This is a genomic window from Mesorhizobium sp. P160927, from assembly GCF_057766385.1.
This window is the reverse complement of the sequence record NZ_JBYMDW010000001.1, coordinates 206,520-226,972: the sequence shown is the minus strand read 5'-3', so window position 1 is coordinate 226,972 and position 20,453 is coordinate 206,520. Positions and strand designations below refer to the sequence as shown.

General features: G+C 62.8%; 15 protein-coding genes and 3 pseudogenes. 9 read left to right on the top strand and 9 right to left on the bottom strand.

Going from position 1 to position 20,453, the window contains the following annotated elements; all coding sequences use genetic code 11:
• From AC3CB8_RS01100 to AC3CB8_RS01090, 3 genes are all read left to right on the top strand, one after another.
• Complete coding sequence (locus AC3CB8_RS01100; protein WP_023783665.1) at positions 1-621, top strand: alpha/beta hydrolase; 621 nt, start codon at positions 1-3, stop codon at positions 619-621.
• Between the two features lie 2 nt (positions 622-623).
• Positions 624-923 carry a GNAT family N-acetyltransferase gene (locus AC3CB8_RS01095; RefSeq protein WP_023774124.1) on the top strand — a complete coding sequence of 100 codons (300 nt, stop codon included), beginning with the start codon at positions 624-626 and terminating at the stop codon, positions 921-923.
• Between the two features lie 146 nt (positions 924-1,069).
• A complete protein-coding gene (locus tag AC3CB8_RS01090; protein WP_023783664.1) occupies positions 1,070-2,128 on the top strand; it encodes a dipeptidase in 1,059 nt (352 codons plus the stop codon).
• Positions 2,129-2,134: 6 nt separating this feature from the next.
• On the opposite strand, the gene AC3CB8_RS01085 is transcribed toward AC3CB8_RS01090, so the two are convergent.
• The 4 genes from AC3CB8_RS01085 to AC3CB8_RS01070 are packed head-to-tail and all read right to left on the bottom strand — an operon-like array spanning position 2,135 to position 6,832.
• On the bottom strand, positions 2,135-2,395 hold the full coding sequence (locus AC3CB8_RS01085) for a hypothetical protein (protein ID WP_023783663.1): 261 nt from the start codon (positions 2,393-2,395) through the stop codon (positions 2,135-2,137).
• A 2-nt stretch (positions 2,396-2,397) separates the two neighbouring features.
• Positions 2,398-3,657 carry an aminomethyl transferase family protein gene (locus AC3CB8_RS01080; RefSeq protein ID WP_352564130.1) on the bottom strand — a complete coding sequence of 420 codons (1,260 nt, stop codon included), beginning with the start codon at positions 3,655-3,657 and terminating at the stop codon, positions 2,398-2,400.
• Between the two features lie 3 nt (positions 3,658-3,660).
• Positions 3,661-5,226 carry a phytoene desaturase family protein gene (locus AC3CB8_RS01075; protein ID WP_352564129.1) on the bottom strand — a complete coding sequence of 522 codons (1,566 nt, stop codon included), beginning with the start codon at positions 5,224-5,226 and terminating at the stop codon, positions 3,661-3,663.
• Positions 5,213-6,832, bottom strand: a complete 1,620-nt coding sequence (locus tag AC3CB8_RS01070; RefSeq protein WP_352564128.1) for a phytoene desaturase family protein — start codon at positions 6,830-6,832, stop codon at positions 5,213-5,215. The genes AC3CB8_RS01075 and AC3CB8_RS01070 overlap by 14 nt, the downstream gene beginning before the upstream one ends.
• Before the next feature lie 341 nt (positions 6,833-7,173).
• Here AC3CB8_RS01070 and betI point away from each other — a divergent pair, with 341 nt between their 5' ends.
• From betI to AC3CB8_RS01050, 4 genes and pseudogenes are all read left to right on the top strand, one after another.
• Positions 7,174-7,887, top strand: coding sequence for a transcriptional regulator BetI (gene betI / locus AC3CB8_RS01065; protein WP_031248234.1), 714 nt, complete (start codon positions 7,174-7,176; stop codon positions 7,885-7,887).
• A 41-nt stretch (positions 7,888-7,928) separates the two neighbouring features.
• On the top strand, positions 7,929-9,011 hold the full coding sequence (locus AC3CB8_RS01060) for an ABC transporter substrate-binding protein (RefSeq protein ID WP_352564127.1): 1,083 nt from the start codon (positions 7,929-7,931) through the stop codon (positions 9,009-9,011).
• A 119-nt stretch (positions 9,012-9,130) separates the two neighbouring features.
• Positions 9,131-10,206: pseudogene (locus tag AC3CB8_RS01055) on the top strand (extracellular solute-binding protein).
• On the top strand, positions 10,203-11,513 hold the full coding sequence (locus AC3CB8_RS01050; RefSeq protein WP_488377256.1) for a flavin monoamine oxidase family protein: 1,311 nt from the start codon (positions 10,203-10,205) through the stop codon (positions 11,511-11,513). Before AC3CB8_RS01055 ends, AC3CB8_RS01050 begins: the two are co-directional and overlap by 4 nt.
• On the opposite strand, the pseudogene AC3CB8_RS01045 reads toward AC3CB8_RS01050, so the two are convergent.
• From AC3CB8_RS01045 to AC3CB8_RS01035, 3 genes and pseudogenes are all read right to left on the bottom strand, one after another.
• A pseudogene (locus AC3CB8_RS01045) lies at positions 11,477-12,549 on the bottom strand (ABC transporter ATP-binding protein). The gene AC3CB8_RS01050 and the pseudogene AC3CB8_RS01045 overlap by 37 nt on opposite strands.
• A 52-nt stretch (positions 12,550-12,601) precedes the next feature.
• A complete protein-coding gene (locus AC3CB8_RS01040) occupies positions 12,602-13,423 on the bottom strand; it encodes an ABC transporter permease (RefSeq protein WP_023783655.1) in 822 nt (273 codons plus the stop codon).
• Positions 13,420-14,337, bottom strand: a complete 918-nt coding sequence (locus tag AC3CB8_RS01035; RefSeq protein ID WP_031252101.1) for an ABC transporter permease — start codon at positions 14,335-14,337, stop codon at positions 13,420-13,422. Before AC3CB8_RS01035 ends, AC3CB8_RS01040 begins: the two co-directional genes overlap by 4 nt.
• A gap of 268 nt (positions 14,338-14,605) precedes the next feature.
• Here AC3CB8_RS01035 and AC3CB8_RS01030 point away from each other — a divergent pair, with 268 nt between their 5' ends.
• Positions 14,606-16,024: an aminotransferase gene (locus AC3CB8_RS01030; protein ID WP_023794985.1), complete on the top strand. Its 1,419-nt coding sequence runs from the start codon at positions 14,606-14,608 to the stop codon at positions 16,022-16,024.
• 112 nt (positions 16,025-16,136) lie between these two features.
• Here AC3CB8_RS01030 and AC3CB8_RS01025 read toward each other — a convergent pair whose 3' ends face one another.
• Positions 16,137-17,339 (bottom strand): aromatic ring-hydroxylating oxygenase subunit alpha, encoded by a 1,203-nt coding sequence (locus tag AC3CB8_RS01025; RefSeq protein ID WP_352564124.1) that lies wholly within the window; start codon positions 17,337-17,339, stop codon positions 16,137-16,139.
• Positions 17,340-17,790: 451 nt separating this feature from the next.
• On the opposite strand from AC3CB8_RS01025, the pseudogene AC3CB8_RS01020 reads away from it, so the two are divergent.
• Positions 17,791-18,197: pseudogene (locus AC3CB8_RS01020) on the top strand (hypothetical protein).
• Positions 18,198-18,326: 129 nt separating this feature from the next.
• On the opposite strand, the gene AC3CB8_RS01015 reads toward AC3CB8_RS01020, so the two are convergent.
• Positions 18,327-20,414: a PAS domain S-box protein gene (locus AC3CB8_RS01015; protein WP_031248237.1), complete on the bottom strand. Its 2,088-nt coding sequence runs from the start codon at positions 20,412-20,414 to the stop codon at positions 18,327-18,329.
• Positions 20,415-20,453 lie beyond the last annotated feature (39 nt).

Genomic DNA, 20,453 nt, shown 5'->3' with positions numbered 1-20,453 from the left:
ATGAGCAAAGGCGCTTACGCCCACAAGGTGCTGCCTGGTTCGCCGGGTGGTCCGCTGCTTTTGGTCTTCCACGGCACTGGCGGCGACGAGAGCCAGCTTGTCTCGCTGGGGCGCGATCTCGCGCCACAGGCCACCATCGTCTCGCCACGCGGCGATGTGTCGGAGCAAGGTGCCGCGCGCTTTTTCCGCCGCACCGGCGAGGGCGTCTATGACATGGACGATCTGAAGCGGGCCACGGACAAGATGGCGGGCTTCGTCCAAGCCCATGTCGAGGCGGCGAAGCCGTCGGCCGTGCTGGGCCTCGGCTACTCCAATGGCGCCAACGTTCTGGCTTCGCTGGTGTTCGAAGCACCTGACCTGTTCGACGCCACGGTGCTGATGCATCCGCTGATCCCGTTCGAGCCGCAGGTCAAGGGCAGCCTCGCCGGTCGTCACATCCTGGTGACCGCCGGCAAGCGCGATCCGATCTGCCCGCCCAACCTGACCTCGCGGCTCGAAGCCTATTTGCGTGCCGACGGTGCCGATGTCACAGTTGAGTGGCACGAAGGCGGGCACGAGGTGCGGCCAAACGAAATCGAAGCGGCGCGGCGGCTTTTCGCCACTATCGCCCAAGGAGTGTAGAGATGCCCGATCAATTGCCAGAGATCGAACTTGAGGATCGGGGCTCCAAGGGTCGCTACGTCCTGCGCGGCGCCGGCGGTGCCGAGGCGGAGATGACCTTCACCAAGATCGGCGAGCACCAATTGATCATCGATCACACCGAAGTGCCGGACGCCTTTCGCGGCCAGGGCGCCGGGCTTCGGCTCGTCACCCGTGCCGTCGAGGACGCGCGAGCAGCAGGCAAGAAGATCATCCCGCTCTGCCCGTTCGCCAACGCCCAGTTCCGCCGTCACCCGGAATGGGCGGATGTGCTGAAGCGGTAGGTCCCGCAAGCACAAAGTGGATTTGTAGAACAGAGCAAAACGGGCGGCCATTGCCTTCCCGTTGGCTTTGTAGTTTGCCCCGGCGGCACATCTTGCCTAGATATGATACATCGCCCTGCCGACAAACAGACCGAATGATCCCCCAGATGACCGAAACAGACCTCGTCCCCGTCTTTGACGGCCACAACGACACGCTGCTGCGTTTGCACCAGGCGAAAGACGCGGACGTCGAAAAGCTGTTCATCGAAGGGAAATCGGGCGGCCATGTCGACTTGCCGCGCGCCAGGGCCGGCGGATTCGCCGGTGGCATGTTCGCCATCTTCCCGCCGCCGGTCGAGAAAGCGCGGCGCAGCGCCGTCCCTTCGGCGCCAAGCGACAGCGAGCCGCTGCCGCCCGAGGTGCCTCGCACCGATGCGCTCAACTCGACGATCGCGATGGCATCCATCCTGTTCCGGCTGGAGCGCGCCGGAGCGTTGGCGATCTGCCGCAGTGCCGGCGATGTGCGCAATGCCATGGCGCAAGGCACGATTGCCGCGGTGTTCCACATCGAGGGCGTCGAGGCGATCGATCCCGAACTCACCATGCTCGACGTGCTGCATGCCGCGGGCCTGCGCTCGCTCGGCATCGTCTGGAGCCGGCCGAATGCGTTCGGTCACGGCGTGCCGTTTCGCTTTCCGTCCTCGCCGGATACCGGTCCCGGGCTGACCGATGCCGGCAAAGCGCTGGTCAAGACCTGCAATGAACTGAGGATCATGATCGATCTCTCGCATCTTAACGAGAAGGGTTTTCGCGACGTCGCAGCGCTTAGCGATGCACCGCTGGTCGCCACCCACTCCAACGTGCACGCGATCTGCGGCCATTCGCGCAATCTCACCGACTGGCAGCTCGGCGCGATCCGCGACTCCGGCGGCATGGTCGGGTTGAACTTCGCCACCGGCTTCCTGCGCGAGGACGGCCGCATGAATGCCGACACCAGCCTCGACATCATGGTGCGCCATATCGATTCCCTGCTGCAGGCTTTGGGCGAGGATGGCGTCGGTCTCGGTTCGGATTTCGACGGCGCCATGATCCCGGCCGTCATCGGCGACGTCGCCGGCCTGCCGAAACTCATCGATGCGCTGGCGGCGCGCGGTTTTGGCCGGGCTCTGATCGAAAAGATTGCCTACCGCAACTGGCTAAGCATGCTGGAAAGAACGATAGGTTAGGTCGCCTTATTCGAAGCCCATGCGATTCAGCCATTCCTTGCCGACGCCGCGATCGCGAATGATCGGCAGCGGGTTTTCCGCATCGAGCCGAGCGCAAATGCGATAGACCTCCAGCGTCTCGGCGCTCATCTCGCCACGCTTGTAGAAGAACATGGCGGCGGCATACCGCGCGCGGCCAGACCATTTCTCGCCGAGCGGCGTGTTGACCAGCTCCCACTGTTCGGCGGCTTCACCTTCTTCCTGGTGCTTGCCCGCTTCCTCGGTCATGGTCAGAAATCCGCCGGCGGATTGGCGGTACGGCGGTCGAGCTTGATGAAGGGTCGCGCCACCACCTTGGCCCGTTTCATCAGCTTCTGGAACTGCAGCTCGCGCATGGCATAGATCTCGACCCAGAGGTCTTCCACGACAGTATCACCATAGGGCCGCGCCAGCGAGGCGATGGCGATGTTGCGCTTGGCCATCGGCGACCACATGGCGGCGCTGATCAGGCCGACCTCCTGGGTTTTCCTGTGATAGACGATCGCGTGTTCGGCCGGGATGTTGCCTTCGATCTCCAGTCCGACGAGGACATGCCGAAGCTTGCGTTTGGCGCGGGCCTCGAGGATGGCGCGGCGGCCATTGAAATGGCCCTTCTCCAGATCAACCATGAAGCCGAGCCCGATCTCGTCGGGCATGCGCAAGCGGTCGGCGCGGATGGCATGTTCGGCGGTGGTGAAATCGGCATTGGCGACGATCAGCCCAGCCTCGAGACGGGCACGGTTGAGGGCGGTGTAGCCGATCGCCCTGATGCCGCGCAGTTCCCCAGCTGTCATCAGCCGGTCCCATAGGCTCAGCGCCTTTTCGGCCGGAACGAACAGTTCGTAACCGAGATCGCCGGTAAAGCCGGTCCGTGAAATGATGGCTGTGCCGCCGTCATGCGGGAATTCGGCAAGGTCGAATATTTTCAGCCTCTCGACACCGGCGAAACCGGCATCGCGCAGCACGGCGAAGCATGTGGGGCCCTGCAAGGCGAGCCCGGCGACGGCCTCGGTCTCTTCCTCGACGATGACGTCGAAACCAAGGGCGCTGTCCAGCAGCCACGGCAGATGCCGCTCTTGCGAACAGAGCCGGAAGCGGTCCGGCGAGAGCCGAAACAGTGTGCCATCATCGAGGACGAAGCCCTCATCGTCGCACCACGCGGTGTAATGCACCCGGCCGGGTTTCAGCTTTGTCACATCGCGCAGCGTGAGCCGATCGAGGAAGGCTTCGGCGTGCGGCCCCTCGATCCGGTATTTGGTCATGGGCGAAATGTCGAACAGCGCCGCCTGACTGCGGATCGCGAAATATTCGAGCTCCTCGTCCCACAGCGAATGCGGCGCGCGGTAGCCGGCCCAATTGTACCAGTCCTGGGTCTTGGCCAGTGCGTCGATGCGCGGCTGGAATGGCGTGCCGAGGCGCAGCGTGCGGAAGTGGGATTGGGCTTCGATGCGATCGGAAACGGCTGGATCGGCTGTCTTCAAGACGGGCTTCTTCCTGGTTAGCTGGACCATGACCTACCCCTTCATCGCAATGATGCGCCGCGCGGCGTTCAATCCTGGCGCACCCGAAACACCGCCACCAGGATGCGAACCCGCGCCGGCCAGGAACAGCCCGTCGAGCGGCGTGTCGTAACCCGACCAGCCGGAGATGGGACGCGAGATCAGCATCTGATCGGCCTGTAATTCACCATGGTGCCAATGGCCACCCGGCATGCGGTAGCGCATCTCTATATCGGCAGGCGTCAGCAGCTCGGCATGGACAACGCTCTTGCCGATACCGGGTGCGTAAGCCTCGAACTGCGCCATGATCGCTTTTAGGAATTTCGGCTTGCCGGCATCCCAGCCCTCTTTCAACCGATAGGGCGCGTATTGCACCACGGCCGACAGCACGCAGGCGCCGTCGGGCGCGAGCGAGGGGTCGGCGAGGCTGGGTAGCGTGATCTCCATCACCGGTTCGGGTGAGAACTCGCCATATTTTGATGAATTGAAGGCACGCTCGACATGATCGGGGGAGGGCGCGATCACCAGTCGGCCCTTATGGCCGGCGTCGTCGACACCGGCAAACCGTGGCGGCCGGTCGAGCGCCAGATGGAGCTTGGCGGCATCGCCCCTCATCCGGATGTTTTTCACCTTGCGCACGAAGCCGGTGTCGATCTCGCGCGGTCCGACGAGGTCGAGGAAGGTGGTCGTCGGATTGATCGCCGAGACGATCGTTCGGGCGCGAAGTTCTTCGCCATTCTCGAGGGCGACGCCGACGGCGCGGCCTTTGTCGACAATGATCCTGGCGACGGGCACCGATGCGCGGATCGTGACGCCAGCCTTTTCGGCAGCAGTGCGGATGGCGGCGACCACCGCGCCCATGCCGCCCTTTGGCAGCAATTGCGCTCCGGCCGCACCGCCGCTCGCTCCGGTCAGACGATAATAGAGGCCGAGCAGCGAGGTCGGCGAGCGCGGGCCGAGATGGCTGCCGAGCGTTGCGTCGAAGGCGAGCAGCCCTTTCAGCCTGATATCGGCGAGCTGTTCGTCAAGCAGGTCGGCAACGTTCATCAAAAGCACGCGCAGGAAGTCGCGCATGTCTTCCATGCCAAGTTTCTTCAGCGCCACCGCGGTATGGGCGAGCGAAGCGGCCTCCTGCAGCGACATGCCGCCGAGATCGGGCGGCCGGCGCGACAGGAAGGGTTTCAGGATGCCGGCATAGCGCAGCAATTGTGCGCGCAATTCCTTCCAGGCGGACTGTTCCGACGAACTGGCGCCAGTCAGCACCTCGCCATAAGCGCCATGCAGGACAAGCGGCGGTCCATCTTTCGACAATGCGACCGACGGCAGGAAGTCGGAGCGAGCGATCCGCAGCCCGTGCTTTTCCAGCTCCAGCGTTTTCACCACGTCGGGATGCAGCCGGTTCAACACATGCGCGATGGATGAAGCGCGAAAACCCGGCGCAAATTCCTCGGTCCGCGCGGCGCCCCCGAGTTCGGCTCCTGCTTCCAGCACCAGCACCTTACGGCCTGACTTCGCCAGCGTGGCGGCTGCGACAAGCCCGTTGTGGCCGCCGCCGATAACGATGGCATCAAATGACGTCATGGGCCGGGCTCATATGCGAAGTGGATTTTGCGAGATCGCGCAGGATTTCGGAGGCTGCGTTGCGTCCGGGTGCACCCATGACGCCGCCGCCGGGGTGGGTCGAGGAGCCGCACATATAGAGGCTGCCGACCGGCGACCGATACTGCGCGTACCCGGGCACCGGACGGTTGAACAGCAACTGGTCGAAGGTCAGTTCGCCCTGAAAGATGTTGCCTTCGGTGAGGCCGACCTCGGCCTCGATCTCGCGTGGCGTCCGCACCTCCATATGGACGATGCGGTCGCGGAACCCGGGTGAATAGTCCGATATCTGCGCGATCACGCTTTCAGCAAAACCGTCACGATCGGCGTCCGTCCACTCGCGACCAGCGATCTTGGGCGGAGCGTACTGCACGAAGCAACTCATGAAATGTTTCCCGGGCGGCGCCATGGTCGGGTCGAGCGTCGTCGGGATGACCATGTCGAGGAACGGATCGGCGGACCAGCGGCCGGCCTTCCAGTCGTCATAGGCGCGCTCCATGCGCTCCATCGAATCGGTGAAATGCATGTCGCCGCGATAGACCGACGAATCCTTCGGCAGCGCCGGGAATTCCGGCAGCGAATCGAGGGCTATGTTGACCTTTCCGGAAGATCCGCGAATCTTGAAGTTCTTCACCCGGCGCAGGAAGATGTCGGGCAGTTCCTTCTCCTCGACCAGCTTCAGGAAGGTGCGCTTCACGTCGGCATTGGAGACGACCAGCTTGCCGTAAACCTCCTCGCCGCCGGCCAGCACGACGCCCCTGGCCTTGCCACGGCTCACCAGCACATGGTCGACCTCGGCGCCGGTGCGGATGGTCCCACCCGAGGCCTTGAACGAGGCGGCCAGCGCCTTGGTGACGGCGCCCATGCCGCCGCGCGCATAGCCCCAGGCGCCGACCGATCCGTCGACCTCGCCCATATAGTGATGCAGCAGCACGTAAGCGGTGCCGGGCGACATCGGCCCGAGTGCCGTGCCGATGATGCCAGACAGCGCGAAGTTCGCCTTGATGACGTCGGTCTCGAAATATTCGTCGAGGAACTCAGAGATAGACATGGTCCAGAAGCGCAGCGTCAACGCCATTTCCTCGGCGGAGAGACCCGCGAATTTCTTGCCGAGATAGAGCAGTTCACCGAGGTCGCGCGGGCGCAGGCTGGTTGGGTCCGGCGCGGTGCGCATCAAAAGCGGCTGGATGAAGCGGCACTGCCGCGTCACGTCGCGGGCGTAGTGGTCATAGGCCTCGGCATCCCTTTTGGAGAAACGAGCGAATTCCCGCCGGTGCGCGTCGTGGTCGCGGTAGTTGGCGAGGTAGTCGCCATCCCGGGTGAACACCGCGCCGCCCTCATAGGAGATGACTTGCAGGCCGAAGCGGGGGAGCTCCAGATCGCGCATGATCTCGGGCCGGAACAGCGAGCAGACGTAGGAGCAGTTCGAGTAGAGGAAGCCCGGCGTCAGCTCGCGGCTGGTGGCCGCGCCTCCGACCCAGTCGTTCTTCTCCACAACCAGCACGTCGAGACCGGCGCGCTGCAGGTAACAGGCGTTGACAAGGCCATTGTGTCCGCCGCCGATGATGATCGCATCCCAAGCTTTCATTGTGGCCCAGTGCTCATCTGCGTCCCGCTTTCACTTCTGCGTGATTTATTGTCGAATGCGCGGAATTTGGCACGGTACCAGCCATTGTGTCCAGCCTTACTGAATGAATGTTCAACAAATAATGTTGCGTTTTTCCGGGCGTGAGTTACGCTTTGCCGACATTCGAACCCAGTAATCCGTCCGTGAGAACCGAGGCTGATGATTGAAATGGCAGACGTCACTTCGCAGTATGACGAGGCCGCCATCATAAGCTGGGAGGCCATGCAGAAGGTGCTTGACAGCGCGAGCACCGTCCCACTCATCTTCGCTGGTGGAAGCCGGATGCAAAGGGATAGCCGGCGATGCTGGAGACCTTCACACGCATGAAAACGGCAGACGCCAGGGACGCGCTTCTTGAACCGGCGCGGAAAGCCGAATCCGAGAAGCGCGGGCGCAAGGCCTCGAAGGAGGTCAGGCAGCTTCAGCTCATCGAGGCGACGATCGATTCGCTCGCCAAGCGCGGCTATTCGGAAACGACGATGGCCGATGTCGCCGACGGCGCCGGCCTGTCGCGCGGCATTGTCAATTTCCATTTCGAGAGCAAGGAGAAGCTGCTCGTCGCGACGCTACAATATATGTACGACGAGTATTCCGCGCACTGGCGCAATGCCTTGCAAAAGGCAGGAGACGACCCCGCGCGGCAACTCCAGGTCCTCGTCGCGGCCGATTTCGACCGCTCCATCTGCAACAAGCGCAAGCTTGCCGCATGGTGCGCCTTCTGGGGAGAGGCCAAGTCGCGGCCGACCTACCAGGCGCTGAGCAGCGCGCGGGATGCCGTTTACCAGAATATTTTCATCGACCTGTGCGCGGCTCTGAAACAGAGCGGCGGCTACGCCTATGAGCCGCAGGTCATGGCGCTGGCGCTCAGCGCCATGCTGGAAGGCTTGTGGCTGCGGTTGATGATGGGAACCGAGGACACCACGCGGGAGACCTCCTTGCAGGCGGCCAATGAATTTCTGTCGGCGGCTTTTCCGAAACACTACCCGCTGAAGGCCGCCAGCCCTACGAGATCATAAGAAAGACGAAACCATAAGAAACGGCAGAGGATGGAACAGCAATGAAGACACTGACAAGCCGCCTGACGCTGACGCTCGCGCTAACGGGAACACTGGCGGCTTCGGCCGCGGCGCTGGCGATCGCGGCCGACAAGGATCTGATCGTGTTCGACTGGTCAGGCTATGAGGATCCGAGCTTCCACCCGAAATATGTCGAGAAAAACGGCGATTCGCCGACCTTTGCCTTCTTCGGCGACGAGGACGAGGCGTTCGAAAAGGTCCGTTCCGGCTTCAAGGCCGACCTTGGCCATCCCTGCTCGCAGAGCGTGACGAAGTGGCGCGAGGCGGGCCTGCTGCAACCGCTCGATACCTCGAAGATCACGGGCTGGAAGGACCTCAATCCCGGCATCATGGCGATGAAAAATCTCGCCGCGACGGAGGACGGGAAAGCCTGGTTCATGCCCTGGGACTGGGGCAACACGCAGCTTACCTACAACACCTCCAAGATCGACGAAAAGGACGTGCAGTCGCTGAAGGCGTTCGCCGACCCGAAGTTCAAGGGCCGGGTTTCGATCGGCGACAATGTCGACGATGCCTATGCGCTGGCGAGCCTTGCCATCGGCCTGAAGGACTGGACCAAGATGACCGACGACCAGTTCAAGCAGGCCTCCGACTTCCTGCGCCAGGTGCACAAGAACGTGCGCTCCTACTGGACCGATACCACCGACGTCGTCCAGCTTCTGAGCGGCGGCGAGGTCGATCTCGCCTGGGCCTGGAACGATGCGACCGTGCAGTCGGTTGCTGCCGGCGTGCCGATCAAGTCGAAGAAGGACCCGGCGGAAGGCATCTCGACGTGGGTGTGCGGCTACGTGCTGTTCAAGGATGCGCCCGGCAATACCGACAAGGCCTATGACTATCTCAACGCGGTCAACGATCCGGAGACCGCCAAGGTGCTGGTCAAGGACTGGGGCTACGGCCAGGCCAACGCCAAGGGCATGGCCGGCGTCGATCAGGCCATCCTGAAGGAAAAGGGCTATGACGACGTGCAGAAATTCGTCGACAAGACACTGTTCCAGCAGCCGCTGCCGTCCGATCTCAAGCTCAAGATGATCGCCGAGTTCGAGAAGATCAAAGCCGGCTATTGAGCCGTTGTCTATCGTGCCCATCCGTCTGTCGGCAGCATCGGCGGATGGGCTCGCCAAAGCGCTTGAATTTGCCTAACTTCGCTCTCGACATCTTTCGCGATGGGGGAGTTTTTCGCGCCATGAATTCCGTGCTTCGCCGCGTTGTCATCGCCGCTGCCTGTACGCTCGGTGCCGGCGCGGTTTACGGGCTCGCCGAAGGCGGCGGCGACCTCGTCGTGTTCGACTGGTCGGGCTACGAGGATCCCCTGCTGCACCCGGCTTACGCTGCCAAGTATGGCGCCGAGCCGACCTTTGCTTTCTTCGGCGACGAGGACGAGGCGTTCGAGAAGATGCGGGCAGGTTTCAAGGCCGATATAGCGCAACCCTGCTCGCAGAGCGTGGTCAAGTGGCGCGAGGCCGGCATGCTGCAGCCGCTCGACACGTCCAGGATCGCCGGCTGGAAGGATCTCAACCCCGATATCATGGCGATGAAGGATCTCGCCGTCACCGCCGACGGCAAGGCATGGTTCATGCCATTCGACTGGGGCAACACCTCGCTGCTCTATCGCACCGACAAGGTGACGGCCGATCAGGCACAGTCGCTCAAGATTTTCGCCGATCCGCGTTTCAAGGGCCGCGTCACCATCGGTGAGAATGTCGACGACGCCCATGCCTTGGCGAGCCTGGTCATTGGTCTCAAGGACTGGACCAAGATGACCGACGACAGTTCAAGCAGGCGTCCGCTTTCCTGCGCGACGTGCACAAGAACATCCGTTTCTACTGGACAGACGACACCGACCTTAACCAGGCCTTTATCGGCAACGAGGTCGATCTCGTCTGGGGTTGGAACGAAACCTTCGTGACACTGAAGGGACAAGGCTTGCCGATCGCCATGAACCGCGAGACCAAGGAAGGGATTTCGACCTGGGTGTGCGGCTATGTGCTGATGAAGGATGCGCCAGGCAAGCTCGACCAGGCCTATGATTTCCTCAGCGCCGTCAATGCGCCCGGCGTGTCCGACTATATGGTCAAGACCTTCGGCTACGGCCACGGCAACGGCGCCGGAATGGCTGATATCGACCATAAGGTGCTGGCCGACCGCGGCTTCGACAATCTCGAAAAATTCCTCGACAAGACCCTGTTCCAGCAGCCTGTCGCGCCCGAGTTGAAGAAGCGCATGATCGACGAGTTCGAGAAGATCAAGGCTGGCTATTGAACGACCAGACAGAAAGAACCGACGTCGTCATCGTCGGCGCCGGCTTCACCGGCCTGTCGGCGGCGCTTGAGCTGAAGAGGGCCGGCGTCGGCTTCCTGCTGCTCGAGGCACGCGACCGCGTCGGTGGGCGGGTCGAGGCCCTGTGGAACGGGCTTGGCGAGCGCATCGACAGCGGCGGCCAGTTCCTTTGCGAGGACATGCCGCAGCTGATGGAACTGGCCCAGGCTCGCGGCAGGACCTTCGTCGAGACCTACGTCGAGGGCGATTTCATCACTTACCCGTCAATGTCGGTCGGCCGGGCCGAGCGGACCTATCAAGCCTCGATGGCGATCCGCGAACGCATGAACAGCATCGAGCCCAACGATCCCGCCATTGCCGGATCGACCGTTGCCGAGTGGCTGGAGAGGCAGGATGACGTGGGCGAGGCCAAGGCGGCCTTCCGGTCGATGATCGAGGGCCTGTGGTGCCTGGCGTTGGAGAAGGTGCCGCTCTGGTATCTGATCGACAATGACCGCCGTATCACCAACGAGGTGCCGGAGCTGCAATATTCCCTGCGCGAGACCATGCAGTCGTTGGCCGATGATCTGGCGGAGGACCTCGGCGACCGGGTGAGGCTCGGCGAACCTGTCATCGGCATCGAATACGGTCCGGCAGGGGTTCGTGTCGTCTCCAGCAATAGCGTGATCGAAGCGCGAGAAGTTCTGGTCGCCGTGCCGCCGGCGACAGCCGCGAAGCTCGATTTTACGCCCGCCTTGCCGGCAGCCCTGGAAACGGCGCTCGGCGCCTGGGAAAGCGGCGCGGTGATCAAGGTCCTGGTCCGCTATCCCAAGCCATTCTGGCGCGAGCGGGATTTGAGCGGGATGGTGATGTGGCGCGATCTGCCGGGGCTGTTTGCCTGCGACGCGAGCAGGGATCCCGATCATGCGGCGCTTGTCGTCTTCGTTGGCGGACCGCTGGCGCTGCGCTGGCACGAACTCGGCGAGTTGGATCTGCGGAGACAGGTGACGAGGAAGCTTGTGGAGGCGCTGGGTGCAGAGGCGGCGGATGTTCTCGATTTCAGCCGCCGCGACTGGACGCACGACCGCTGGAGCGGGGGCGCCTATAGCGACGTGATCGTCGATGTGTCGGCGAGGGGTGCCGAGCGCACCATTCTTGCCGGCGCACCGCCGGTGCATTTCGCGTCGTCGGAATTGTCGCCCTCATTCCCGGGCTATGTCGAGGGCGCGATCGTGGCCGGGCGTATCGCGGCGCGCAGGATCATCGCCGGAGTTCAGTCGGCCATCGCGACCAGCGCTTCCGGATCATAGGCAAGGCGGATCGAGGTGCCGACTGGAATGTCATCGGCGCCGAAATCGTTGGTCTCGGTCACCGAGAGCGGCTTCTCCAGGCCAGGGATCTCGACGATCAGATGGGTGATCTCGCCGAAATAGTGGCGTTCCACCACCTTGCCGGCGACCTCGAACTTGGCTGTCGCGTTGTCCCATAGCACGCGCAGGCGCTCCGGTCGGATGCCGAGCGTCGCGCCGCCGCCATTGCGCACGAAAGCCTTCGGCTTGTCGGTCTTGACGCGGCCGAATCCGAGCGTATCGAGAACCAGCGAGGTGCCGTTCTCCTCGACGATGTCGGCCTTGACGAAATTCATGCCGCCAAGGAAGTCGGCGACCTGACGGTTTACCGGGCGCTGGTAGATTTCCTTCGAGAGGCGACCTGCGCGATCCTGCCGCCGAACATCACGGCGATGCGGTCGGACATTGCGAGCGCTTCATACTGATCGTGGGTGACCAGGACGAAGGTGATGCCGACGGCCTGCTGGAGGCGGCGCAGTTCGACCTGCATCTGCTCGCGCAGCTTCTTGTCGAGCGCCGACAGCGGCTCGTCGAGCAGAAGCACCTTAGGTCGCATCACCAGGGCGCGGGCGAGCGCCACGCGCTGCCGCTGGCCGCCGGAAAGCTCCGTGCCAAGCCGCTTGCCGAGGCCGGTGAGCGAGACCTGCGCCAGCGCTTCCTCGACCCGGCGCTTCTCTTCGCCACCCCGCAGCTTCAACCGCTTCAGCCCGTAGGCGACGTTCTGCTCGACATTGAGGTGCGGGAAGATCGCGTAGCTCTGGAACACCATGTTGGTCGGCCGGCGGTTGGCCGGTACGCCTTCCATGGGCTGGCCGCCAACCGCGATCGAACCGCTGGTCGGATTATCGAAGCCGGCGATCATGCGCAAAAGCGTGGTCTTGCCGCAGCCCGACGGGCCGAGCAGCGAGAAGAACTCGCCTCCCCTGATGGTCAGGGAGGCGTCGTCCAGCGCCTTGAACGCCCCATAGCTGCGGGTGACATTGCGGATCTCGATCATCGATCTTTCGGAATGGATCCTGTCCGCGTGAGATAGCTCGATCCGCGGCTGCTCAGGCATAGAGGCCTCCCTCGTTCTGCGTGCGTCTGGCCGCGCGGCGACGCAGGATTTCAGCAATTGTCATCAACAGGAAAGAGGCAACCAAAAGCAGCGTGCCCAGCGCCAGGACGCCGGGCAGTTTCGAGGCGAAACGCAACTGACCCCAGATGTAGATCGGCAGCGTCGCCTCGGTGCCGGTAAGGAAGAAGGCGATGATGAATTCGTCCAGCGAGATGGTGAAGCAGACCAGCAGGCTGGAAATGATCGCCGGCGCCACCATCGGCAACGTCACGCGCCGGAAAGTGCCGACGGCGCTTTCGCCGAGATCGGCGGAGGCTTCCTCTAGGCTGCGGTCGAAACCTTCGAAGCCGGAAGTCAGTACCGTCATCGAATAGGGAATGCAGACCAGGACGTGGCCCAGCACGACGGTGAACAGCGAAAGACCGAGGCCCAACTGCAGCAACACCAGCAGCATCGAGATGGCAACGATCACTTCAGGCAGCACAAGCGGCGCCATGATCAGACCGTTGATGGCGCGGCGGCCGGGATAGCGGTAGCGGGTGATCGAGCGAGCGGCGAGGATGCCGAGTACGGTGGAGAGGATGGCCGCCGAGACGCCGACGATCAGGCTGTTCCAGGCAGCATCGAGCAGCGCCGGCGTGCGCGGCAGGTCTTCGTACCACTGCAGGGTGAAGCCCGTCAGCGGGAATTTCGGCGTCGCCGCCGTGTTGACCGAGAAGATCGGCAGGAAGATGACGGGCAGATAGAGGAAGACGATATAGAGGAACGCGTAGGCCGATAGCCAGCCGCCCGGCAGCAAGCGCCGCGCCTTCATCGCGCCATCCTTTGCAAGCCGCGGATGATCAACACCGTGGCGCCGGCCATCAGGGAGACGATCAGCATGGTGGTGACGGAAAGCGCGGCACCGAGCGGCCAGTTGGCGGCCTTGCCGAACTGCGCTTGGATGGCATTGGCGATCATGACCCCGTCCTTGCCGCCGACGAGCTTTGGCGTGACATAGTCGCCGACCGTCGGGATCATGACGATCAGCGCCGCGGAGATGATGCCTGGCGCCGACAGCGGCAAAGTCACGCGCAGGAACGATCGGAAGGGGCTATCGCCGAGGTCGGTGGCCGCTTCGACTAGCGTGCGGTCGACCTTCTCGAGGGACACGAAAATCGGCAGGATGGCGAAAGCGGTCCAAGCATGGGTGAGCGTGATGATGACAGCGCTCGAATTGTAGAGCAGGGCGGTCGACGGTTCGTCGATGATGCCCAGACCCATCAGGCCGGAATTCAAAACGCCGTTGTAGCCCAGGATGACCTTCCACGACATCACGCGCAAGAGATAGCTGGTCCAGAACGGGATGGTGATGAGGAAGAGCCACAGGCTCTTGTGACGGCCGCCATGGAAGGAAATGAAATAGGCGATCGGGTAGGCGAGGACGACAGTGGACAGGCTGACAGTCAGCGAGATGTAGAGCGAGCGCCACAACAGATCGCGGTAGATCGGCTCGGTCAGTGCGACGCGATAGTTTTCCAGCGTGAAGGTTCGGTCGATGGTCAGGTAGTGCTGCGTCCAGAAGGAATGGGCGATGACCACCAGGATCGGCAGGACCAAAAGGATGAGAGCATAGAGAAAGGTCGGGCTGATCAAGGCGAAGCCTTGTACAGGCTCGGATTGCAGAAAGGCATTTCTTCTGGCCAGCGTCATGCCGAACGAGGGCGACCCTTCCGCAGCCGCCGTCATTGCCAGACCCTGGGGGGACGGGCTCCGGGTGTGATCTCGATTGCTGGCCTGGATCGTCCCGCCATACGGCATCCCTTTGGGCTGGCGCCGGCTATTGTTCCCCTTGCCGGCTTTCTTTCATCATGCGCGCATCCGCGGATTGAAATCAAGCGGTAATTCTGCAATATTGATTGAACGGACATTCAAAATCACGTGAGCAGGGTGCCGATTTCGGCCATGGCGAACCGGATTGATGACCGGAAAATTCGGGGATGATGTGGAGGCGATGATGGCGGCTGTGAGGGATCTGAAGGCACGCGAAACGGCTGGCCTTGGCGGCGACGATGCGGTCGAGCTGGCCAAGCGTCATCTCATCCAGCCCTGGCCCTACGCCGGTTCCGTCGGTTCGGAGGCGCGCGCGCTGATCGGCGAGGGCGATGGCATCTACATCACCGACAGTACCGGCAAGCGGCTGATCGACGGCCCGGCCGGCATGTGGTGCGTCAATGTCGGGCATCGCCGCGAGGAACTCGCCAGGGTGATGTACGACCAGGCGATGGCGCTGTCCTACAACACGCCCTGGTACACCATGAACGCGCCGTCGGCGGAGCTCGCCAAGCGCATCGCCGGCCATGCCCCAGGAGATCTCAGCCATATCTTCTACACCACGGGCGGTTCCTCGGCGGTCGAGACGGCGCTGCGCTTCATGCAGTTCTACAACAATGTGCGCGGCCGGCCGGAAAAGAAGCTGATCCTGAGCCGTGGCGGCGCCTATCATGGCTCAACCTATCTCTCGGCTTCGCTCAATGGCCGCCCACGCGACCGCGACTGGATGGATGGCGCCGACGAGCTGGTGGTCAAGCTCGCTTCCCCCGACCCGTTCCGCCGGCCGAAAGGCATGAGCATCGCTGCCTTCACCGATTTCCTTGTCGATCAGTTCCGCGATACGGTCGCGCGTGTCGGCGCGGACAGACTAGGCGCCTTCGTCGGCGAACCCATACAGGCGTCCGGCGGCGTCATCATTCCGCCGGACGGCTACCTCAGGCGCATCCGCGAGATCTGCCGCGACAAGGATATTCTCTATATCTCCGACGAGGTGGTGACGGGCTTCGGACGTCTGGGCCATGTCTTTGCCTCGGGCGACGTGTTTGGCATCGACCCCGACATGATCACTTTCGCGAAGGGCGTCACCTCGGGTTATTTCCCGCTTGGCGGCGTCATCATCTCGGAGCGGCTGCTGGAAGAGTTGCGGCGTTCCAATCATCCCGACGCGATGTTCGGCCATGGCCTGACCTACACCAGCCATCCGGTCGGCTGTGCCGTGGCCTTGAAGAATCTCGACCTGCTGGAAGAAAGCGTGCTTGCGCATACGCTCGAGGTCGCGCCCTACTTCCAGGCGCAGCTCAAAACGCTGGAAGAGCTGCCCCTGGTCGGCGAAGTGCGTGGCGTCGGGCTGATGGGTTGTGTCGAATGCGTCGCCGATCGCGAAAGCAAGGATCCGCTGCAGCTCGACAAGGATGTCGGCAAACGCATCGACGCTCACTGCCACGAGCTTGGCCTGCTGGTGCGGCCGCTTATCAACATGTGCGTTATGTCGCCGCCGCTCGTCATCACGCGCGAGCAGATCGACGACATGGTCGGCATCCTGCGCGAAGGCATTTCACGCACGATGGAAGATCTCAGGAAAGAGGGTGTGTGGCAGGGGTGAGTTTCCTCCTTCTCCCCATTCCCGCGGAGAAGGAGCCCGAACGGCGGATGAAGGGCAGCGCTGACGGGAAGAGGGGCGCTCTCATCGCGGCTTTGGCCAATCACCAGGGTTGTTACGCCCGGCTCCGCAGCGCGTCGTTCAAATTCCACATGTCCTTTTCTTCCGGCGCTGTTTTCAGGCCGAGCACCGGAACCTGCTTGCGCAGGTGGTCGTGGTGGGTGCGCACGCCATATTCGAGGTCGGAGAGATAAAAGCCCTCGAAAGCCTCGGACAGCATGGATTCGTTCGACCAGACCGAGAGCTGCACATCTTCCGACATGGTGTCGCGATCGATGCGGAAGGAGAGGTAGCGGGCGGCGGCCTGCTCTCGGCTCTCGTCGCGGTAGCGATAGATGGCGCCGCGCAGCAGCGTCTCACCCGTCGATAGCGGGAACTCCTGATAGAACTGCACCGATTCCGGCATCACCGACAGAACGGCGTTGGGGAAAATGCCGTAATAGACCCAGGCCTTCCTGAGATGGTCCGGCAGATGCGTCGGCTCCGGCGCGATCTTGACGTAGTTCTTCACGCTCCAGCGGCGGCCGGCATACGGGTTGTAGGTGGCGAAGGAGCGCGAGACGCCGTTGACGAAGGGCTCGTCGAAATAGGTGGCGCCATAGAGATCCTGCAAGGCGGGATGCGCCATGGCGACGTGATAGCCTTCATTGTCGACGTCGCGCACCGACTTCCAGTTGACCGGCGTTTTCTGGGTCCAAATACCCCAGGAAGGCACCATATCGGCGGCCTTGTAATGCGCGAATTCGGGTTCGATCGGCCTCAGCAGTTCGGCAACGGAGGGCTGTGGCCCGCCATTGCGGAAGCGGATGAAGATGAAGCCCATCCAGATTTCGAGATCGAGCGGCATCAGGCCGAACTCGGTCTTGTCGAGGTCGGGGAAGGAGCGCGGGCGGGCGGCGCCGCGCAGCGTGCCGTCGAGATTGTAGACCCAGCCATGGAAAGGACAGACCAGCGCGTTCTTGCAATTGCCCTGGCTGTCGGCGACGACGCGGCTGCCGCGGTGGCGGCACATGTTGTTGAAACCGCGCACGACGCCGTCCTTGCCGCGCACGATCAGGGCGCGCTCGCCAACGACATCCATGGTGAGGTAGTCGCCGGCGTCAGGGATGTCGCAGACATGGCCGACGATCTGCCAATGATTGCGGAACACATGCTCCTTCTCGAGTTCGAGAAGGGCGTCGGAATGGTAGCTCCAGCCCGGCAGTCCCCGCCGGTCCCAATCGTTCGGGATTGCCACGTCACGGAGGTGCGGGTTCATAAAACGTCTCTTCTTTTTATTGAATAAGCATTCAATATAATCATATTTTACATTGAAATGCAATGGCTTGTGGAAATACTATGATTCCGCAGCGAAAATGTCGGCGCTCCTCCATGGGAATCCCGCGCCGTTGCGGGCTTCGAAAACCCCGGAAAGTCGGGAACTTAGCCAGGGTTCCGTAACGCTATGTATCGTCGGCTCGCGCCGCCAATCGTGCCCTTCCGACAAAGGTCTTCCGCCGGCAATGCCTCGACGTACGTGGCCCCCGGTAGTGCACGCCTTGCAACTCGCTCCTTGGTCCAAAACATAGTCCAATGACCGACCCTGCCCGTTTTTGCCCGTATGATGTTTCAATCCGGTTACATTGCCGGGCTCTCGTCACCTTTGCGCCGTTACAAGGCGCGATTAAATTCGTTTCATCGCAAAAAGAAAATCAACGAAGGGGATGACGATGCATGCGAAAGTCCAGATCACCAGCGGCAACCGCCTTGAAGCTCCAGAGCGCGCTGACCGTCGCCCGAAGCTGGCCCTTCGCCAGCGCGCCACCGACCACCCGATGGGAATGTTCATGGCGCTGGCTGCTTGCGCCTTCGCCGGCATGGCGTCACGCCGACGGTCGGCCCAGCCTTCGCTTCGTTGAATCCGCCCGCCAACCTCATCGAAGGCGCGCCGACCACAACCACGACCGCCCGCCTGCCCATGCCGGCAATCGATTTCGCCTGCAGGGGGCAGGCCTGGGGCGCCGAGAGCGTGGATTGCCTGCGCGCCATTGCCGAGCAGTCCGGAACACACAAGACCCGCGCGATCCGCATGATCGCCAACGCCGCGCCGCTGACCAGCGCGCCCAACATCTTCTGATTTCTGCCTCTGCGTTTCTGTCGGGGCATGATCCCGAAACCGGTTCCCGTTTGGGGATCATGGCCTACCTCCCCGAGCGCTTCTCAGCGCTCTCTTCGGCTCCCGCCGCGATATCGGCCGGGAGCCTTTTTATGCCTTCGACGCGGCCTGCTCGGCGATGGTCGAAAGCACGCTGCGTACATCCAGCGTGCTGAACGGTTTTTCGAGGATCTGTGGCCGCTGCTGCGCCGGCAAAGCTTCGACTTCCGCCTTCGCGCCGATCAGGTCGCCGGTGACGAGCACGAAACGCCGCGCCAGGTCGGGCCGCTCGGCGAGCAGTTCGCGGTAGATCGAAATGCCTGATATACCGGGCATGCGCAGATCCGAAAAGACGATATCGGGGGGCATGTGGCCGTCCAAGGTGGCGGCGCCCGATTCCCAGAGCGGCGCGATCCTCGACTTGATGCCCATCAGTTCGAGAATATCGGACAAGGAGCCGGCGACGTCAGGCTCGTCATCGATGATCAGCGCATGGCGCAGGCCGCTCGATCGTGGCTGGCTTTCGCCGGCGGCCGCGATTCCCGCGGAGATCGCCGGCAACTGGACGACGAAACGCGCGCCTCTCGGCAACACCTCCTCGAACCAGACATTGCCATTGTGCCGTTCGATGATCGATTTCGAGATCGACAGGCCAATGCCGGTGCCTACGCCGACCGGCTTGGTGGTGAAATAGGATTCGAAAATGCGCGAACGGATGGCTTCGGGAATGCCGGGCCCGTTGTCCTCGACCGAGAAGCCGGGATTGCCACGATCGCCGCGGAAGCTCCGCACCTTGATCAGGCGGTCGCCGGCGACGCCGGCCAGGGCATGCTGGCTGTTGATGAGGAAATTGGCCGCCACCTGTGTCACGTGGTCGGCATCGGCCATGGCGAGCAGCGGACCTGGCGCGAAATCGGTATCGATGACGATGCCGCTCGAGCGCGCGCCGTAGGCGGTCACTTCGAGAGCGGCGCGGATCACCTGGTTGAGATCGGTCTCGGCCTGTGCCGACGGATGGAGGCGAACCATCGACAGGAAGCTTTTGACGATGCGCCCGCAGCGCTCGGCGGCGGCACGCACCTTCTCGGCCCGGACCTTGGTCTGCGGATCCGAGGCGAATTCATGCAGCAGCGTCGACTGGGCCACGACGACCGCCAGTGGATTGTTGAGTTCGTGCGAGACGCCGGCAAGCAGCGAGCCCATCGCCGCCATCTTCTCGTTCTGGTGCAGCTTCTCGCGCTGCCGGTTGATCTCTTCCTCGGCGCGCAGCCTGTCGCGCAGGTCGCGGATCGAGCCAAAGATGAGGCGGCGGTCGGCGACCCGCATCTCGGTCGCCGTCAGTTCGATCGGAAACACCTCGCCGGCTGCATTCTGTGTCACGGTCTCGAGCCGCTGTCCGACCATCGGGGCGCCACGGCCGGACATGTAGTCGGCGCCCGAGGCATAGCCCTTGCGGTAATATTCAGGAACGACGGTGTCGAGCAGGTCCTTGCCGAGGATATCGCTGCGCAGGAAGCCGAACATCTTCTCGGCGGCCGGATTGAATTCGATGATCGATCCGGCCTCGTCGATGACGATAATGGCGTCGAGCGACGCCTGCAGCATGGTGCGGCGGATCACTTCGCTGGCATGGGCGTCGGAAGGGGAGTGTTCGATGGCGTCGCCGATGGCGAGAGCGATGATGTGCAGCGTCGCCTCCTCCTCGTCGGTCCATTCCCGCTCTTCGACGCAGTCATTGACGGCCAGCGTGCCCCACAAATGGCCGTGCGCGAATACCGACACCGACAGAAACGACTTGATGTTCTGCTTCTCGAAATCGGCCCTCAGGAATCCTTCGAGATCGCGCGTATGGCCGGTGAAAATCTTGCCCTGCCGCTCATCCTCGGCCAGCCGCTCAAGCAGCGGATCCGAATTGACGATCGACTGCATGATGACGGTCGGTGAGGCCAGTTCTCCGCCGAAGTCGGGATCGATCCAGTAGGCAGCGACCGACTGGGCGAAACCCTGGCCGGGCAATTCGCGCAGGCGGAACAGGATGCCGCGCTGGCAATCCATGGCGTGGCACAGCGTTTCCAGTATGCCGTCCATTTCGCGCTGCCAGTCGCCGGCCTCGCGCAGCCGGCGCACGACACGTACGGCGGCCATCGCCGCGCCCTGCCTGAAACCTTGCATGTCCGTGTTTGCCGTGTCGCCCGTCATTGTCAGCCATTAGTCCAGAGTCACGCCAATTCGATCGGC

What these genes read in the sequence shown, in the direction of transcription:
- AC3CB8_RS01100 (WP_023783665.1), top strand. Translation starts at nt 1, where the DNA reads ATGAGCAAAGGCGCTTACGCCCACAAGGTGCTGCCTGGTTCGCCGGGT.
- AC3CB8_RS01070 (WP_352564128.1), bottom strand. Translation starts at nt 6,832, where the DNA reads ATGAAAGCTTGGGATGCGATCATCATCGGCGGCGGACACAATGGCCTT.
- AC3CB8_RS01015 (WP_031248237.1), bottom strand. Translation starts at nt 20,414, where the DNA reads ATGACGGGCGACACGGCAAACACGGACATGCAAGGTTTCAGGCAGGGC.
- AC3CB8_RS01090 (WP_023783664.1), top strand. Translation starts at nt 1,070, where the DNA reads ATGACCGAAACAGACCTCGTCCCCGTCTTTGACGGCCACAACGACACG.
- AC3CB8_RS01095 (WP_023774124.1), top strand. Translation starts at nt 624, where the DNA reads ATGCCCGATCAATTGCCAGAGATCGAACTTGAGGATCGGGGCTCCAAG.
- AC3CB8_RS01085 (WP_023783663.1), bottom strand. Translation starts at nt 2,395, where the DNA reads ATGACCGAGGAAGCGGGCAAGCACCAGGAAGAAGGTGAAGCCGCCGAA.
- AC3CB8_RS01080 (WP_352564130.1), bottom strand. Translation starts at nt 3,657, where the DNA reads ATGGTCCAGCTAACCAGGAAGAAGCCCGTCTTGAAGACAGCCGATCCA.
- betI (WP_031248234.1), top strand. Translation starts at nt 7,174, where the DNA reads ATGCTGGAGACCTTCACACGCATGAAAACGGCAGACGCCAGGGACGCG.
- AC3CB8_RS01075 (WP_352564129.1), bottom strand. Translation starts at nt 5,226, where the DNA reads ATGACGTCATTTGATGCCATCGTTATCGGCGGCGGCCACAACGGGCTT.
- AC3CB8_RS01030 (WP_023794985.1), top strand. Translation starts at nt 14,606, where the DNA reads ATGGCGGCTGTGAGGGATCTGAAGGCACGCGAAACGGCTGGCCTTGGC.
- AC3CB8_RS01025 (WP_352564124.1), bottom strand. Translation starts at nt 17,339, where the DNA reads ATGAACCCGCACCTCCGTGACGTGGCAATCCCGAACGATTGGGACCGG.
- AC3CB8_RS01040 (WP_023783655.1), bottom strand. Translation starts at nt 13,423, where the DNA reads ATGAAGGCGCGGCGCTTGCTGCCGGGCGGCTGGCTATCGGCCTACGCG.
- AC3CB8_RS01035 (WP_031252101.1), bottom strand. Translation starts at nt 14,337, where the DNA reads ATGACGGCGGCTGCGGAAGGGTCGCCCTCGTTCGGCATGACGCTGGCC.
- AC3CB8_RS01060 (WP_352564127.1), top strand. Translation starts at nt 7,929, where the DNA reads ATGAAGACACTGACAAGCCGCCTGACGCTGACGCTCGCGCTAACGGGA.